The 17,295-nt window shown below is 68.2% G+C and carries 14 protein-coding genes and 1 tRNA gene; 12 read left to right on the plus strand and 3 right to left on the minus strand.

Annotation, left to right across the window (positions count from 1 at the left end):
- Positions 1–196: 196 nt before the first annotated feature.
- The 7 genes from ssd to C8258_RS06350 all read left to right on the plus strand — a co-directional run bounded on the left by ssd (position 197) and on the right by C8258_RS06350 (position 4,868).
- Positions 197–1,282: a septum site-determining protein Ssd gene (gene ssd, locus C8258_RS06320; RefSeq protein ID WP_106954386.1), complete on the plus strand. Its 1,086-nt coding sequence runs from the start codon at positions 197–199 to the stop codon at positions 1,280–1,282.
- Complete coding sequence (locus C8258_RS06325) at positions 1,279–2,466, plus strand: TadA family conjugal transfer-associated ATPase (RefSeq protein ID WP_106954387.1); 1,188 nt, start codon at positions 1,279–1,281, stop codon at positions 2,464–2,466. The genes ssd and C8258_RS06325 overlap by 4 nt, the downstream gene beginning before the upstream one ends.
- Positions 2,467–2,600: 134 nt before the next feature.
- Positions 2,601–3,254, plus strand: coding sequence for a type II secretion system F family protein (locus C8258_RS06330; protein ID WP_369974724.1), 654 nt, complete (start codon positions 2,601–2,603; stop codon positions 3,252–3,254).
- Positions 3,251–3,847, plus strand: coding sequence for a type II secretion system F family protein (locus C8258_RS06335; protein ID WP_106954389.1), 597 nt, complete (start codon positions 3,251–3,253; stop codon positions 3,845–3,847). Before C8258_RS06330 ends, C8258_RS06335 begins: the two co-directional genes overlap by 4 nt.
- 57 nt (positions 3,848–3,904) lie before the next feature.
- Complete coding sequence (locus C8258_RS06340; RefSeq protein WP_062962155.1) at positions 3,905–4,117, plus strand: DUF4244 domain-containing protein; 213 nt, start codon at positions 3,905–3,907, stop codon at positions 4,115–4,117.
- A complete protein-coding gene (locus C8258_RS06345) occupies positions 4,114–4,461 on the plus strand; it encodes a TadE family type IV pilus minor pilin (RefSeq protein ID WP_106954390.1) in 348 nt (115 codons plus the stop codon). Before C8258_RS06340 ends, C8258_RS06345 begins: the two co-directional genes overlap by 4 nt.
- Positions 4,458–4,868 carry an Rv3654c family TadE-like protein gene (locus C8258_RS06350; RefSeq protein WP_369974713.1) on the plus strand — a complete coding sequence of 137 codons (411 nt, stop codon included), beginning with the start codon at positions 4,458–4,460 and terminating at the stop codon, positions 4,866–4,868. Before C8258_RS06345 ends, C8258_RS06350 begins: the two co-directional genes overlap by 4 nt.
- A 354-nt stretch (positions 4,869–5,222) precedes the next feature.
- Here the strand turns inward: C8258_RS06350 and C8258_RS06355 are convergent, their stop codons facing one another.
- A complete protein-coding gene (locus C8258_RS06355) occupies positions 5,223–7,598 on the minus strand; it encodes a DEAD/DEAH box helicase (protein WP_106954391.1) in 2,376 nt (791 codons plus the stop codon).
- A 435-nt stretch (positions 7,599–8,033) separates the two neighbouring features.
- Between C8258_RS06355 and C8258_RS06360 the strand changes: the two genes are divergently transcribed.
- From C8258_RS06360 to C8258_RS06380, 5 genes are all read left to right on the plus strand, one after another.
- Positions 8,034–8,240, plus strand: a complete 207-nt coding sequence (locus tag C8258_RS06360; protein ID WP_011206895.1) for a cold-shock protein — start codon at positions 8,034–8,036, stop codon at positions 8,238–8,240.
- Between the two features lie 438 nt (positions 8,241–8,678).
- Complete coding sequence (gene topA / locus C8258_RS06365; protein ID WP_063007037.1) at positions 8,679–11,534, plus strand: type I DNA topoisomerase; 2,856 nt, start codon at positions 8,679–8,681, stop codon at positions 11,532–11,534.
- A gap of 85 nt (positions 11,535–11,619) precedes the next feature.
- Positions 11,620–12,831 carry a DNA polymerase III subunit delta' gene (locus C8258_RS06370; RefSeq protein WP_106954392.1) on the plus strand — a complete coding sequence of 404 codons (1,212 nt, stop codon included), beginning with the start codon at positions 11,620–11,622 and terminating at the stop codon, positions 12,829–12,831.
- 99 nt (positions 12,832–12,930) lie between these two features.
- The gene (locus tag C8258_RS06375) at positions 12,931–13,488 is read left to right on the plus strand and encodes a YdeI family protein (RefSeq protein ID WP_233224912.1); all 558 of its coding nucleotides are present in this window, start codon (positions 12,931–12,933) and stop codon (positions 13,486–13,488) included.
- A gap of 57 nt (positions 13,489–13,545) precedes the next feature.
- Positions 13,546–13,621 (plus strand) — tRNA-Thr (locus C8258_RS06380).
- A gap of 95 nt (positions 13,622–13,716) precedes the next feature.
- Here the strand turns inward: C8258_RS06380 and xerC are convergent.
- The gene (gene xerC / locus C8258_RS06385; RefSeq protein WP_233224936.1) at positions 13,717–15,015 is read right to left on the minus strand and encodes a tyrosine recombinase XerC; all 1,299 of its coding nucleotides are present in this window, start codon (positions 15,013–15,015) and stop codon (positions 13,717–13,719) included.
- A gap of 1,026 nt (positions 15,016–16,041) precedes the next feature.
- Positions 16,042–17,247: a helix-turn-helix transcriptional regulator gene (locus C8258_RS06390; RefSeq protein ID WP_158271229.1), complete on the minus strand. Its 1,206-nt coding sequence runs from the start codon at positions 17,245–17,247 to the stop codon at positions 16,042–16,044.
- Positions 17,248–17,295 lie beyond the last annotated feature (48 nt).

Below are 17,295 nucleotides of genomic sequence, written 5' to 3' on the forward strand. Positions count from 1 at the left end.
GGTCTCGTGGGCTCGGAGATGTGTATAAGAGACAGCCGACGGCCCCAGCCTCCTCCCCCCCCGGCTGGGGCCGTCCTCTATTTCCGGACCGTTCAGCTGTTACTCGGCGTGCAGTGTTTATCCACAGCCCGCGAGTTGTCCACATTCGGCGTTCGGACCCTGGTTCGCCCGGCCGAACCGGGTGAGGCTGGCGGACATGAATTCCGTTGCAGCAGTTCCTCCTCCGGCGCTGGTGTCGGTAGGCGACCTCCGGTTGCGCGACGAAGTGCGTCGCATCGCGGCCGCCGCCGACCGCGGCCTGGACGAACGCTCGATGCCCGTCGGCAGGCATGCCTGGGCCGCGGCAGCGCTGGTGATCATCGACCTCGCGGCGGCGCGTACCTGCGCCGACGCCGGATATCCGCGCCGCTCGGGCGTGGTGCTGGTCGGCGCCGGTGAACCGGATCTCGACCATTGGCAGGCCGCCGCGGCGGTCGGCGCCGAGCAGGTCATCGCGCTGCCGGGCAACACCGAGACGCTGATCGAGGCCTTCGCCGCCTTTGCCTGGCGCGATCCCGGCGACGGACTCGTCCTGGCCGTCGTCGGCGCAGGGGGCGGTGCCGGGGCCTCGGTCTTCGCCGCGGCACTGGCCTTGACGGCTGCGGCCCGGCGGTTCCGGCCGCAGATCCTGCTCGTCGACGGCGACCCGCTCGGCGGCGGCATCGATCTGCTGCTGGGTATCGAGTCGGTGCCGGGACTGCGCTGGCCCGACCTCTCCGTCGAGGACGGCCGAGTGGCCGCGCAAGCCCTGCACGACGCACTACCCGCCGCGGCACCGGGACTCGGTGTCCTGGCGTGCAGCAGACCGGCCGGTTCCGGACCGGACGACATCGGCACCGGTGCGGCCCGCGCCGTCGTCGAGGCCGGCCGCGGCGCCGGTGATCTGGTGGTGTGCGATATCTCCGGCAGCAGGGGCCCACATACCGCTCATCTCCTCGACGCCGCCGATCTCGTCGTCTTCGTGGCGCCGGCCCGGTTGCGCGCGGTGGCTGCCGCGGGGGCCGTCGTCGCGGATGTTCGTCGTCGAAATCCCAACCAGGCCTTGGTCGTTCGAGGACCGGCGCCCGGCGGGCTGCGCGGACGAGACATCGCGGAGGCATTGGGGCTGCCGCTGCTGGCCGCCATGCGCGCTCAACCCGGGCTCGCGGGCACTCTGGAACGCGGCGGCCTGACGCTCGGCCGCGGCCCGCTGTTCGCCGGGGCGGAGTCGGTGCTGTCCGCACTGCCGGACGGTGCTCGATGAGCGGCGTGGTGAGCACCGAACTCCTCGACCGGGTGCGGGAGCGACTGGCCGCCCAGCCCGGTGAACACGATCCGGCACGTCTGGCCGCCGCCATCCGAGCCGAAGCCGGCCGCGTCCTCGGCGATACGGACCTGCTGCGCGCACTGCGTCTGCTGCAGACGGAGATGACCGGCGCCGGCGCGCTGGAACCGCTGCTGCATGATGCCCTGGTCTCCGATGTGCTGGTGACCGCACCCGATGCGGTGTGGATCGACCGCGGGAGCGGTCTGGAACGCACCTCGATCCGCTTCCCGGACGAAGCGGCGGTCCGGCGGCTGGCTCAGCGCCTGGCGCTCGCCGCCGGTCGCAGGCTCGACGACGCGCAACCATGGGTCGACGGGCGGTTGCCGGAATACGAGCGAGCGCCCGGCGAGAGCTTCGGAGTCCGGTTGCACGCGGTCCTCGCGCCCATCGCGCAGGGCGGAACGTGTATCTCACTGCGTGTCCTGCGTCCGGTCGGGCACAGCCTGCGCGGGCTGACCACCTCCGGCACGCTGACGCCGGAGTCGGAACGGCTGCTGGAGAAGATCATTCGCGCGCGGCTCGCGTTTCTGGTCGTCGGCGGCACCGGCGCCGGGAAGACCACGCTGCTGTCGGCTCTGCTGGCGCATGTCGACCCCACCGAGCGGATCGTGTGCGTCGAGGATGCCGCCGAACTGTCGCCGCCGCATCCGCATGTCGTCCGGCTGGTCGCGCGCATCGCCAATGTGGAGGGCATAGGTGCCATCACGGTTCGGGACCTGGTCCGGCAGGCGCTGCGAATGCGGCCGGATCGGATCGTCATCGGGGAGGTGCGCGGGGCCGAGGTGGTGGACCTGCTCACCGCGCTGAACACCGGACACGACGGGGGCGCCGGAACGGTCCATGCGAACTCGCCCCGCGAGGTGCCCGCCCGACTGGAAGCCCTTGCGGCACTGGGCGGAATGGGACGTGCGGGGCTGCACAGTCAGCTCGCCGCGGCGGTCCAGGTCGTGCTCGCCATGCGGCGCCGGTCCGACGGCGGGCGAGTCCTGCAGGAAATCGGACTGGTGACCCGTGACGGAGAGGCCGGTGTGCGCATCGAGACCGCCTGGTCGGCGGATGTCGTTGCAACACCGGCGAATACCGCCCTGCATCGGTTGCTGGACGAACGGTCCCGGCAATGACGGTAAGTCTGTTGTGCGGCGCGGGAGCCTTGCTGCTCCTGCCGACCCCGACCCGGCGGCACCGGCTGGGTGCTCTGTATGGACGGCCGACTGAGAAGCGAAATATTCGGAGCCGCTGGATCATTCGCGGCGTGATGGCTTCGGCGGTGGTGGCGGCGGTCGTCTTCGGTCCCGGGGTCGCGGGTGCGGCCGCGGTGTTCGCCACCACGTTGACCGTGCGCGCGAAGAACCGCCGCGAGGAACGCCGCCACGACGGCGAATGCCGGAAACTGCTGGACGGGCTGGAAGTGGTGGTCGGTGAACTGCGCACCGGAGCGCATCCCAGCGCTGCCGCCGCGGTCGCCGCGGCGGAGATCGGCGGAGCCGTCGGAGCGGCCTTCGCGGTGAGTGCCGCCCGGGCCCGGCTCGGTGGCTCGGCCGCGGACGGATTGCGCGGCCGCCCCTGCGCCGTCACAAGCGAACTCGATCGTGTCGCGGACGCCTGGGAGGTGGCGGAGCGGCACGGCCTGGCATTGGCCGAACTGTTGACCGCGGCCCGCGACGACCTGGCCGGGCGGATGCGATTCAGCGACCGCACGACCGCCGCGCTGGCGGGTGCGCGTGCCAGCGCCGCGGTGCTGGCCGGACTTCCGCTCCTGGGCATCGCGCTCGGACAGTTGATGGGCGCGCACCCGCTGCAGGTGCTGATGAGCCGAGGGGTCGGAACCATCGTCTTTCCCGTGGGCGCCGGACTGATCGGCGTGGGATTGCTGTGGGCGGATGCCATCACGCGGCGGGTATCGGTATGAGCGGCCTTCCGATGGCACTGCTCTGTTCCGGTGCCGCGCTGCTGGCCCTTCCGGGCCGGATCACACCGGTCGCCCGCCTCCGCGCGGCCCGCGGAGCATCACCCATGCCGCGGCAGGACCTGCGCCCGGCCGCTGGTGACCCGCTGGCGGTGGCCTCGGCCCTCGATCTGCTCGCCTCGTGTCTGCGGGCGGGTCTGCCGACCGCCACGGCGGCGCGCGCGGTGGCCCCGATCGCCCCGGAACCCTTCGCCTCGGCACTGCGCCGGGCGGCGGATCTGCTGGCGCTGGGCGCGGATCCGGTCACCGCATGGGAGCGAGCGGCCCGGGAAGCGCCCGGGGCGGAGATGTCCGCGCTCGCCCGGCTGGTGCGCCGTTCGGCCCGCTCCGGTGCGGCCCTGACCGGTGCGGTCTCCGAACTCGCCGAGAAGTGCCGCGCGGCGGTCGAGGATGCGGCCGCCGCGCGTGCGGAACGCGCGGGCGTACTCATCAGCGGCCCGCTCGGGCTGTGCTTCCTGCCGGCTTTCGTCTGTCTCGGCATCGTTCCGGTGGTCGCCGGACTGGCCGGTCGAGTACTCGGCGGTGGGTTGTGGTGACCACACGAGAGACTCGGTGCGGATCCGCCGCGCCGACCGTAGAGAAAGGGGAGACCGATGTTGGCGGCAACGCAATCGGTTGTGCGAGAACTACGTTCGCGGCTGATCCAGGTAGCGGTGACCGACGACGGGATGAGTACCGCCGAATACGCCATCGGAACGATCGCCGCGGCGGCGTTCGGGGCGGTGCTCTACACCGTGGTGACCGGCGACTCCATCGTCAACGCGCTGACCAAGATCATCGACAGGGCGCTGAACACCACCGTATGAGGTCGGCCCGCACGAGCGAGCGGGGTGCGGTCACGGTCGAGGCGGCGATCGCGCTGGCGGCGGTGGTCGTGGTCGTCGTGCTCTGCCTGGGAGCGTTGCTGGCGGCGTCGATGCAGATCCGCTGTATCGACGCCGCTCGCGAAGCGGCTCGTCTCACGGCGCGCGGCGCCGAGGCGGAAGCTCTGCCGGCGGCACAGCGGGTGGCACCGCCCGGCGCCGATATCGAGGTGCGTGCGGAGGGCGACCGGATCGTCGCCGTCGTTCGTGCGCGGGCGCCGCTGCTGCCCATGCTGCGGTTACGGGCCGAGGCGTTCGCCGTGCGTGAACCGGGAGAGCCGCGATGACCGCGGACGGACCGGCGCGGGGCGCGATGGCGCCGGCCGCGTGCCGCTGCCGCGGGTGCGACGGGGGCGCCACGGTCACCGCATGTCTGGCGCTCACCGCACTGCTGGTAGTGACGATCGTGATCGTGCAGTTCGCGGCTGTGGTGTGCGCACGCCACCTGGCGCAGAGTGCCGCCGATTCGGCGGCATTGGCCGCAGCGGATGCACTGGATTCCGGCGCCGAGGCGGCCTGTGAACAAGCGGATTCGGTGGTGCGGCGAATGCGGATGCGGCTACGTGCGTGTGCGATCCGGGATTGGGATGTGACGGTAACCATCGACGGTTCGGTGCCGCTCGCTCTTTTGGGCAAGCGATCAGTTGTGGCGGTCGCGCGAGCCGGTCCGGTGAGTGCGGGAAAACGATCATGAATACCGGACGGTTGGTGTGAGAAAGAATGGGTGACCCGAGCCACAGTATGGAGCGGTAAGTATCGTGGATTTCCCATTCGGCCGGCATTCAATTCGGCGGGCCCAATTGTGCAAGCATTCGGCGCTGCGGGATTCCGATAAATGCAGACATGTGAATGCGCACATGGCCGTTATTCGCTAGGGCAATGCGCCGGTTAACATGATCGACTTCCTCTTTATTCAGGCAGCGGGCAGTCGGCGCCGAATCCGGGGCGCGGCCCGTCGGTCCGGGAGGCGTCCACGTCTACCGACGGTGTCCGCATCGTCACGAAACGGATTCGAGCAGGTCATGGCCTGCAATGTTGGGCCCGCGGGTCAGATCGGCGCCTCGTCGGGCAGATCGGAGAGGACGGCCGTCAGCAGGGCGGCCGCGCCTTGCTTGTCCAACGGGGAATTTCCGTTGCCGCATTTCGGGGATTGGACGCACGAGGGGCAGCCCTGTGGGCACGAACAGGAGGCGATGGCCGCGCGGGTGGCCGCCAACCAGGTCCGCAAGCGGGCGAAGCCGCGCTCGGCGAATCCGGCTCCGCCGCGATGGCCGTCGTAGACGAAGACGGTGGGCAGCCCGGTATCGGGGTGCTCGGCGATGGACACGCCGCCCACATCCCACCGGTCACAGCTCGCGACCAGCGGCAACATCCCGATCGCGGCATGCTCGGCGGCGTGCAGGGCGCCGGCCACGCGGCGTGGCTCGATCCCCGCCGCGACCAGCAGTCGGGGCGTGACGGTGTAGAACACGGCCTGGGTCGGCAGCGTCTGCTCGGGCATGTCGAGTTCGATGAGGTCGAGGACCTCTCCGCTGGGAAGGGTGCGCAGATAACCGACCACCTGGCGGGTTACCCGGACTCGGGCCAGTGCGGCGGTGACGCGGCCGTATACCTGCTCGTGCGTGCGCTCGTCGATCGCGACCGAGGTGACCATCCGGGCACTGGTGGTCCAACCGGGCTGCTCGGCGTGGACGAACGCGACTCCGGCCTCGAGGTCCAGTTCGTCGACCACGTAGGTCTCGCCCTGATGTAGATGTACGGCACCGGCGTGCAGCGTCGCGGGCGCCCGCCCGGAATCCGCGCTGCCCAGCAGCCTGCCGCTGGTCGCGTCGACGATCGCGATCTGGGAGCCGATTCCGCCCCGGACATCGACGTCGTCGTGCGGATAGGCGCTCGAGGTGGGATACCAGCGGGCCGGTCCACCGCCGTTCTCCCGGCGCTTGATCAGCCCCTGCGCGGCGAGGTCGGCGGCCATGTCCCGGACGCCGAGGTCGTCCAGCTCGGCGTCGGTCAGGGGGTGTTCGCAGGCCGCGCACAGCAGATGTGGTCCGGCGACGTAGGGATTGTGCGGATCGGTGATGGTCGCCTCGACCGGCTTGTCCAGCAGGGCGTGTGGGTGATGGACGAGATAGGTGTCGAGCGGATCGTCGCGGGCCACCAGCAGCACCAGCGAGCCCTGGGTACGGCGTCCGGCCCGCCCCGCCTGCTGCCAGAACGAGGCGACGGTTCCCGGAAAACCCGCCATCACCACGGCATCCAGCCCGGCGATGTCGACGCCCAGTTCGAGTGCGGTCGTGGTGGCCGCGCCCAGCAGCGACCCGTCCGCCAGGCCGTTCTCCAATTCGCGCCGGTCCTCGGCCAGGTATCCGGCCCGGTAGGCCGCCACGCGCCCGGCCAGCGACGGATCCACCTCGGCCAGCATGCGCTGCACATCGATGGCGACGACCTCGGCGGCCCGGCGGGAGCGAACGAAGGTCAATGTCCGCGCACCCTCGACGACCAGGTCGGTCATGATCCGGGCCGCCTCCGTGGTGGCCGCCCGCCGCACCGGTGCGCCGTTCTCACCGCCGAGGTCGCCGAGCAGCGGAGGCTCCCACAGGGCGACCGTCCGCGCGCCCTGCGGCGAACCGTCATCGGTTACCGCGGTCACCGGCGCACCGATCAGCCGTTCGGCGGCCGCGGCCGGATCCGCGCTGGTCGCCGAGCACAGGACGAAGGTCGGATTCGCGCCGTAATGTGCGGCCAGCCGTCGCAGCCGGCGCAGCACCATCGCGACCTGGGACCCGAATACACCTCGATAGGCGTGGCATTCGTCGACCACCACATAGCGCAGCCGCCGCAGCATCCGAGCCCAGCGCTGGTGGGCCCGCAGGATGCCGATGTGCAGCATGTCGGGATTGGTGAACAACCACCGCGCGTTCGCCCGGACCCACTGCCTGACCTCGGGCGGAGTATCGCCGTCGTAGGTGGCCGGATGGATATCGCGCAGGCTGCCGGCATGGGTGAGCTGCGCGGCCGCGCGGAATTGATCGGCCCCGAGCGCTTTGGTCGGCGATATATACAGAGCGGTCGCTCGCGGATCCCGCCGCAGGTCGGTCAACACCGGCAGCTGATAACCCAGGGATTTGCCCGAGGCCGTCCCGGTGCACACGACGACGTGGGTGCCCTCCGCGGCCAGTTCCGCGGTGCGGATCTGATGTGTCCACGGTGCTTCGACACCGGATTTCCGCAGCGCGTCGACCACTTCCGGGGCGGCCCAGGAAGGCCATCCGCTGGTGCGCGCCGCGCGGGCCGGAAGTTCGGTCACATGGGTGATACGACTTTCCGCATCCGGCACTCCGAAAAGGACACGATTCAGCAACGATCCCCCGTAGCTGATCGTCTCGGTGCGGGCGGCGTCGGGTGTCGGGCCTTTCGGATTCATCGGACCGAGACCGTACGACGCGAAGAAAGTGTGAACCGTGTGTGCCGTGCTCGCCCGAGCTGCCAATTCACTACCGAGTAGCGACCTGCGTCACAGTCTGTTTGCCTGACGCTCGCTCGGTTATCGCTAAGCAAACCTACTTCAAGTTTGGATTTGGGCATTGTGCCCCTCACCTGCACATTCGCAAGATCATCTTTTTTGCAAATTGTCGGTAACTCGGCTGTCGAATTGCGCGCGGACATGGTTCACTAGTTCTCGGTCGCAAGCTTCTGTGTTCGAGGGAACGGATCAAAGGTCCAAACCATCAGCAGGATCGATGTTGCGAACGGTGTGCTTGAAGCTTCCTGCAGGGGGAACAGAGTACAGCGGTCGGAACGGACCCGGTGGACCAACCTAACTTGTCCGCCGTTCCGGTATGGAAAGAGAAGGAACAGAATGGCACAGGGAACTGTGAAGTGGTTCAACGCGGAGAAGGGGTTCGGCTTCATCGCGCCCGAGGACGGCTCCGCTGACGTCTTCGTCCACTACTCCGAGATTCAGGGTTCGGGCTTCCGCACCCTCGAGGAGAACCAGAAGGTCGAATTCGAGGTCGGCCAGGGCACCAAGGGCCCGCAGGCCACCGGAGTTCGCGCGCTCAGCTGAGCGAGTAACCCAACAAGGTCTGATCTCGTCCCTCACCGCGAGCACGCGGTGAGGGACGAGTCATATGCGGGGGAAGTAGACTCGATCGAAAACCGGGGCTTTTCGATCTGATCGAGTTGCCCACAAGGGGGTTTTTCTGCAGTTCGCAGCCATTTCGGTTCGGACGGTACCCACGGGGAAGTGCCGCGCAGAACAGCCGAGACTCCTGGGTCGCGGGTCCGCAGTGCGGACTCCACGACAGCGAAACACGGTATAAACGTCTCTGGCGGGAGACATTCGTCTCTCCCTCTTGCCCCAGCCGCGCGCCGCGCGCCTGCGCCGCGCGGGTCGACAGGAAAGGTGTGTTCGCCGGTGGCAACACGAGACCGCGGTGCATCGCCGACTCCCGATGCGGCTTCCGCCGGGCCCGATGCGGCCGCAGCCGGCCGGGGGCGTCCCCTGCGTCGTCTCGTCATCGTCGAGTCGCCGACCAAGGCCCGCAAGATCGCGCCCTATCTGGGCCGCGGTTATACGGTCGAGGCGTCCGTCGGCCATATCCGGGATCTTCCGCGTGGTGCCGCGGATGTGCCGGCCAAATACAAAGGCCAGTCCTGGGCTCGGCTGGGTGTCGACGTCGACCACGATTTCGAGCCGATCTATGTCGTCAGTCCGGACAAGAAGGCCAAGGTCTCGGAGCTGAAGACGCTGCTGCGCGATGCCGACGAACTCTTTCTGGCCACCGACCCCGACCGCGAGGGCGAGGCCATCGCCTGGCACCTGCTCGAGACGCTGAAGCCGAAGATTCCGGTCCGGCGCATGGTGTTCCACGAAATCACCGAGCCGGCCATTCGCGCCGCCGCGGCCGATACCCGCGAACTCGACAACGACTTGGTCGACGCCCAGGAAACCCGGCGCATCCTCGACCGCCTCTACGGCTACGAGGTCAGCCCCGTGCTGTGGAAGAAGGTCATGCCGCGGCTGTCGGCGGGCCGGGTGCAGTCGGTGGCGACCCGGATCGTCGTGCAGCGCGAGCGGGAGCGCATCGCGTTCCGTTCCGCGGAGTACTGGGACATCGCGGCGAAATTCGACGCCGGCGGCCGGGAGAGCGATGAGGCCAACCCCCGGATCTTCGGTGCGCGGCTGGTCACCGTCGACGGTTCCCGCGTCGCGGGCGGCCGGGATTTCGGATCCGACGGTCAGCTCAAGACTCGCAACGGTGTCACCGTCCTCGACGAGGCCGCGGCACGGCGGCTGGCCGCGGGGCTGGAGAAGGCCGATTTCCAGGTCACCTCGGTCGAGTCCAAGCCGTACACCCGGCGGCCTTATGCCCCCTTCATGACCTCGACGCTGCAGCAGGAGGCCGCGCGCAAACTCCGGTTCGGTTCCGAGCGCACGATGCGCGTGGCGCAGCGGCTGTACGAGAACGGCTACATCACCTATATGCGTACCGACTCCACGACGCTGTCGGAGTCGGCGATCAGCGCGGCGCGCGCGCAGGCGACCCAGCTGTACGGCCCGGAGTTCGTCCATCCGACGCCGCGGCAGTACACCCGCAAGGTCAAGAACGCGCAGGAGGCGCACGAGGCGATCCGGCCCGCCGGTGACACGTTCGCCACTCCGGGCCAGCTGCACGCCCGGCTGGATCAGGACGAATTCCGGCTCTACGAGCTGATCTGGCAGCGCACGGTCGCCTCGCAGATGGCCGACGCGCGCGGCACCACGCTGACGGTCCGGATCACCGGCCGCGCCGGCACCGGCGAGGAATGCGTGTTCTCCGCGTCCGGACGCACCATCACCTTCGCGGGCTTCCTCAAGGCCTATGTGGAAAGTGTCGACGAGGATGCGGGCGGTCAGTCCGACGATGCGGAATCGCGGCTGCCCGCGCTGACCGAGGGCCAGAACGTCAACGCCACCGAGTTGACGCCCGACGGCCACACCACCAACCCGCCCCCGCGCTACAACGAGGCCTCGTTGATCAAGGCGCTCGAGGAACTGGGTATCGGCCGCCCGTCGACCTACGCCTCGATCATCAAGACCATCCTGGACCGCGGCTACGTCTACAAACGCGGTAGTGCGCTGGTGCCGTCCTGGGTGGCGTTCGCGGTGGTCGGGCTGTTGGAGGAGTACTTCGGCCGCCTGGTCGACTTCGACTTCACCGCGGCGATGGAAGACGATCTCGACGCCATCGCCGGCGGTCGCGAGCAGCGCGGAAACTGGCTGACCAGCTTCTACTTCGGTGGTGACCACGGCGCCGAGGGGTCGGTGGCACGCTCCGGCGGTCTGAAGCGGATGGTCGGTGAGCGGCTCGACGATATCGATGCCCGTGAGGTCAACTCGATCAAGATGTTCACCGACGACCAGGACCGCGACATCGTGGTCCGGGTCGGGCGCTTCGGTCCGTATCTGGAGCGCATGGTTCAGAACCCGGACGATCCGGATGGCGATCCGGTTTCCCAGCGCGCCAATCTGCCCGACGATCTGCCGCCGGACGAGTTGACACCCGAGGTCGCGGAGAAGCTGTTCGCGACCCCGCAGGAGGGACGCTCGCTCGGTGTGGATCCCGAAACCGGGCATCGGATCGTGGCCAAGGAGGGCCGCTTCGGGCCGTACGTCACCGAAATCCTGCCCGAGCCCGAGGCCGACCTCGACGCCAAGAAAGGCGCCAAGAAGGCAGCCGCACCCAAACCGCGGACCGGCTCGCTGCTCAAGTCGATGGATCTGTCGACCATCACCCTCGAGGACGCGCTGAAACTGCTGTCGCTGCCTCGGGTGGTCGGCAAGGATCCCGAATCGGGCGACGAGATCACCGCGCAGAACGGCCGCTACGGCCCGTATCTGAAGAAGGGCACGGACTCTCGCTCGCTGGCCACCGAGGACCAGATCTTCACCGTGACCTTGGACGAGGCATTGAAGATCTACGCCGAACCCAAGCGGCGCGGACGCCAGGCGGCGAGTGCGGCGCCGCTGCGGGAGATGGGCAACGATTCCGCCACCGGCAAGCCGATGGTGATCAAGGACGGGCGGTTCGGTCCGTACGTCACCGACGGCGAAACCAATGCCAGCCTGCGCAAGGGCGACGAGGTGGAGTCGATCACCGATGAGCGGGCCTCCGAACTGCTCGCCGATCGCCGGGCCAAGGGACCGGTGAAGAAGGCGGCCAAGAAGACCGCGAAGAAGGCGCCCGCCAAGAAGACCGCGGCGAAGTCGACGGCCAAGAAGACCACCGCGGCCGCGAAGAAGACGACTGCGAAGAAGACGGCGGCCAAGAAGGCGCCCGCGAAGAAGGCCGCGGCGAAGTCGACGGCCGAGTCGTAGCGGGCGGCGTCGTTGCAGGCGCGTCGTCGTAGGCGGCTGCTCGGTGCCGGTCGGCTTGTCGGTGCGGCCGATTAGGGTGTAGCGCGTGGCAGGTGTCTTCGATCGGCTCGTGGGCCAGGACTCGGTCGAGTCCGAGTTGACCGCTGCCGCCGTGGCGGCGCGCACCGGGATCGCGTCCTCGGCGATGACGCACTCCTGGCTGTTCACCGGTCCGCCCGGATCCGGCAGATCCGTTGCGGCACTGTGCTTCGCGGCCGCACTGCAATGTACGGCCGAGGGCATGCCGGGCTGCGGTCACTGCCATGCGTGCACCACCACCATGGCCGGTACCCACGGCGATGTCCGGCGGGTGATCCCGGAGGGGCTGAGCATCGGCACCAAGGAAATGCGGGAGATCGTGCAGATCGCGGCCCGGCGTCCCAGCACCGGGCGGTGGCAGGTGGTGGTGATCGAGGATGCCGACCGATTGACCGAGGCCGCGGGCAACGTGCTGCTGAAGGTGGTCGAGGAGCCGCCCGAGCGGACCGTATTCCTGCTGTGCGCACCGTCGGTGGACCCGGAGGACATCTCGGTCACGCTGCGATCCCGCTGCCGGCATGTCCACCTGGTCACGCCGTCCGTGGACGCCATCGCGCAGGTGCTGCGCGAGCGCGACGGGCTCAGCCCGGACCAGGCGACGTGGGCGGCCTCGGTGAGCGGCGGACATGTTGGCCGCGCCCGCCGGCTCGCGACCGATGAACAGGCCCGCACCCGCCGGACCCGCGCGTTATCGCTGGTCTCGGCGGTCACTCGGCCGGCGGCCGCCTATGCGGCCGGTGACGAACTGGTCAAATCCGCCGAGGAGGAGGCCAAACAGGTCAGCGCGGAACGGGACGAGCGCGAACGCGACGAGTTGGCGACCGCGTTGGGCGCCGGCGGCACCGGGAAGGGCGCCGCCTCGGCGACCCGCGGTTCCGCGGGCGTGCTGAAGGACCTCGAGCGCCGGCAGAAATCCCGCGCGACCCGCACCAGCCGCGACGCCCTCGACCGGGCGCTGATCGATGTCGCGGGCCTGTACCGCGACGCGCTGGCCCTGCGTTTCGGCACCTCCGCCACGAATCCGTCCCCGGCGATCACCCTGACCCACCCCGACCTGTCGGATCAGATCCGCGATCTGGCCGACGAGGTGCGACCCGAGGGGCTGTTGCGTTCCATCGAGGCCGTCCTCGCCTGCCGTGAGGCCCTCGATCTGAACGTCAAGCCCCGCTTCGCCATAGCGGCGATGGTCGCGGGCCTCATCGCGGCCCGCTCCGCCTGATCGACCGGCGCGACCGACCTTTCGGCGATCTCATCGAGAAAAGTGCTCAAAAGATGAGCACTTCAGCGGGCAGGATGGAGTTCGACGAAAGGACGAACCGTGGTGCGAAATCTCCCTGCTGCCAACTGCTTTCCCGATGCCGCTGCCTGGGCCGACTGGCTCGACGGTCACCACACCGACGACGGCGCCTGGCTGATGATCGCCCGCAAGGGCTCGTCCGCACCCCTGATCACCATCGACGAGGCGGCCGAGGTGGCCCTGTGTTACGGCTGGATCGACGGTCACCGGCGCGCTCACGACGACCGCTCGTTCCTGCAGCGCTACTCGCCCCGGCGTCCCGGCAGCACCTGGTCCCAGGTGAACGTCGCGCGAGCCGATGCCCTGATCGCCGCGGGCCGGATGCGCCCACCCGGCCTCCGCGCGGTCGAGGCCGCCCGCGCCGACGGTCGCTGGGACGCCGCTTACGCGCCCCAGCGCTCGGCACCCGTTCCGCCCCAGCTGGCCGAGGCCTTGGCCGCAGATACCGCCACGGCCGATCGCTTCGCCGCTCTGGACCGAACGGCCCGCTACCGACTGGTCCTACCTCTGCTGAAGGCCAGGACCCCGACCACCAAGGCCCGCCGCCTGGCCGAGATCATGGCGACGCTGCAGCGATGACCTGCCGTTTTCGTGTTCGGTCACCGAAGACGATAGACTCGCACCGCCGAAAGGCACGCCGCCTTAGCTCAGTCGGTAGAGCGCTTCACTCGTAATGAAAAGGTCGGGGGTTCGATTCCCCCAGGCGGCTCCATAGTTTCTGGTAGAGCCGGTTTCCGGCTCCCGTAATTCGGACCCCGAGAGCCGAAGTCACAACTAATTCCCAACTAATTCGGCTGACGTCGCAGGTCAACGCGTTCCGCCGACAGCGCGATCGAGAGCATCGGCAGCAGCCTGGTGGGCACGTCCGCGCGCCATATAGCGCCGTTGGGTCATGGCCGGATCGACGTGCATCAGGACGTCCGCAGTGACCCGTGCCGATAATCCGGCATCGTCGAGGATGGTGGCCACGGCGCCACGGAAACTGTGGGCGGTGACATCGTCGGGGATGCCGAGTGCGTCCCGGACCCGTTGCCACTCGTGTCCGACGTTCTGTGGATCGCGCAGCGTCCACACTGCCGAGGGGAAGACGAGGTCGAGCACCTCCGCCGCGGGATCGGGCGGGGAAGCCAGTTTGCGGGCCGCCAGGGCGGCTCTACGGCCCTTCAACATCTCGACTGCGAACTCGGGCAACGCGATGATTCCCCGGCGGTTCTTGGGGTCGTCGTCCTTCTCGATGCGCTGAAGACCCTTACCTGTGATGCGAATAACTTTCCCGCTCGTCCGAAGTGTTCGGCGTTCGAGGTCGATGTCTGTCCACAGCAGGCCGAGGATTTGGCTACGGCGCAGGCCTGTTGCCGCGAGCAAGGTGACCCAGTCGGCGAGGTCGGCTACTTCGCAGTAGTCGGCGACGGTAGGCGGGGTGTAAGACTTCACCGGTGTCTGGCGGGTGCGTTCAGCCTTCGAAAGCTTTCGGGGACAGGGGAGTTCGGATGTGCGCACGGCGGTGAGGATGAAGCGCAGTTCCTCGACGGTGATGTCTCGGGCTCCACCGGTGCGCCCCTTGGCCTCGATGTTCTTGGCGAGTTGTGACTCGCGAACCGGGTTGACGCTCAGTGCGCCCTTGCGGACGGCGTAGCGGAACATGCCCGACAGCACGTTGCGGCCGGTGCGCATGGTGCCGGGGCCTTTGGCGGTTCCCAAATCTTTGAGGAATGCCTCGATTGATGGGGTCGTGACTTCGAGGAGTCGACGTTCGCCGAATGCGCCGTTGAACTTTTCGGCAACGTCGTCGTATCGGTCGAGAGTGGTGTCGGCTCGATCCTGTTCTACGAGGTAGTCGCGGTAGAGCTGCCAGAGTTGGCGGACGGTGGTCGACTCCGACAGTTCTCCGCCGATATCGACGCGGATCGCCGCAGCGGCCGCCAAGACTGCATCCAAGGCGCGGGCTCCGTTGCGATCGGGGATCACTCGGCCGCGCGTGTCGAGCCTCAGCGGCGATGTGCGTGTGATATCGCGGCGACGACCGGATGCATCCCTGACGAGAATTCGTGCGTGCCAATGTCCCGGGGCGATTGGCGTGAGTGTGGGTGTGCCGGGAACTCCGATCGGTCGTGGCGGCCGGCCGCGGCTCACAGCCCGGCCGCCGGTCGTCTCAGGTGTCGGTTTGTGCGTCCAATGCTCGGTCCAAGGCGTCGAGGTCCCAACGGAAGTCGCTTCCTACTCGCTTCGGCTTCGGTAGCCAGGGGTATTTGTCGCGGTTTCTGTTCCAGCGCCGCAGCACTTCCGGGTGTACATGGATGTGTTCAGCAGCTGCTTTGGTCGTCACCCAGCGTCGAACCGGCGGCGTGGGCGGGCGCGAATCAGCTGACATTACGGTCGCCCGACAATCAAGATCGGTTTCCGTGCTGACTGTTTGCTGAGAAGGGTGATCCGGCGCGGGTATGCGCGGCGTGGTCGCTGGGCATCGGAGAGGCGTCGGATCACCGCCTGCTTGCACGTGACGCACCCTGGTTTACGGTCCGCCGCATCTGAGCCGATGCGTGACCAGCCTGGCGCGGTGATGAAAAGCAACCAGTCAAACTGCGGAGCAATGGGTTCGACTCGCGTTGAGCGCACCGTCGGACCTCGCGATCCCGAGCGGGATACGGCGGTCCTCGATATGCGTTTGTGGGACATTGCACATCCTAGAATCTGAGAGTGCCGTCCCTCGCGGTTCCTTCATTGCATGTCCGGAACGCATGGTTGTCAAGGTTCGAATCGTCTCGGAATCTCGAGATGGTCCATCCCCAGCATCTGCGCGGCGTTCCGAGGTGACCTGCCTGTTGAATCCGGGATTCGGACGCCAACCCGCTGTGGGGAGCGAGAGCAGTCCGCGTTCTCCTCGGGGAGTACCGGCATGACGGGATGCAGGGTCAATGACGCGGTGTGCCAGGGGGTACCCCTGAGATTCCTTCGTTCGGCGCCGTGAAGCGCGGCTCCAGCACCGGCAAGGCCGGTGTCGGGCTCACCTGGGCGGTCCCGGTGTCGGGCATCAAAACTGGGTCTTCAACCCACCGGAATAGCGGTTATTGTGCATACAGATAGCAGCCAAGTACGTAAAAAGCGCTGCCTAGCAACGCCTTCCGTGTGTCATCACACCGAGACGACGCCGACCCTCTTGGCCAGCTTGCCCAGCTCTCCAGTGGCCAGGTCTCTGCGTGCCTCCCTCAGCATCGCGCCCACCAGCTCACGGACCGGGGACAGCCCACGGACATGCTGGGGTGCGGCGTGCTCGCCTCTGAGCAGGGCGTGGAGGGCCGAGCGGTGATCACGCTTCATGGCATAGGCCCTGCCCACCTCTACAAAGTACTGCGCGTGCCGGACTCCATTCGGCAGCTGGGTGGGGTCCAGGGTCTCCGCGATCCGCAGGGCCACCCCAGGCTCGCGCCTCTCCACTGCTGAACTCAGTTGCCAGAGCGCAACATTGGCGGGACCGAAGGTCCGGTTGCGGGCAGTGCTGTGGCCTGGCTGGGCATCATTCAGCCTGCTGGCCAGCTCCGCCGCCTCCTCCAGGTGAGGCTGTGCATCACCTCCGGCCAGGGTCTCCGCGAAGCCTGCCTGAAGCCTGGCCATGCCCACGGTCTCCAGCTCCCCACGCGTGGCCGCCTCAGGTGTCAGTCTGTCCGCTGTCCCGCTGGCGACCGAGAGGGATGCTGCCAGCGCGCCGGGGCGGGCTGCGAGAACCTGGGACTTCAGGAACTGCGCTGCGGCGACCGGCGCCAGTGAATCGGCATGGGAGGCAGCCCTTTCCGACTCCTGCACGGCAGTCCAGGCCAGTGCGTCATGGCCGCGCTGACGGAGGGCTGAGGAGACACCATAGGCGGCAGTGGCCAGCAGGTCCCATGCCTGAGTGCTGCCGCTCTCGGTGAGCCGGTAAGCATCTGTCAGCAGGTCGGGCAGGAGGGGCCCGAGGGTGGCGTAATCCCCGGCGTGCCGCAGCTGGGATGCCTGCACCACCGCTGTGGTCAGCTCCTTCAGAGTCCTGGGCCGCCTGGTGTCGGTGATGTTCCCTTGGGTCCACAACGCGGTCTCGATGGCAGGCACTGCCCGGTGGAAAGCACTGGTGGAAGGGTCGATTCGGTCATCGCTGCCCGTCAGGTCTCCCAGGGTGCAGCCCAGTGCCTGGGCCAGGGCCAGCATGGTGCGGCGCGAATCCACTGGCCTGAGCCCAGCCTCGTACTTGGCCAGCACTGACCTGCTCAGCCCTGCCCGGTCTGCCAGCACCTGCTGAGTGATGCCCCGACGTGCGCGTATCTGGCGCACTCGCTGACCGATGTAGGTCTCCTCGTCGTCGGTCATGCCGCCTACCTGCGCTTTCCCTGTCGAGTTCCCACGCCTTAAGTGCAT

Origin of the sequence: Nocardia sp. MDA0666 (genome assembly GCF_003023875.1) — a bacterium.
Taxonomy (GTDB): domain Bacteria; phylum Actinomycetota; class Actinomycetes; order Mycobacteriales; family Mycobacteriaceae; genus Nocardia; species Nocardia aobensis.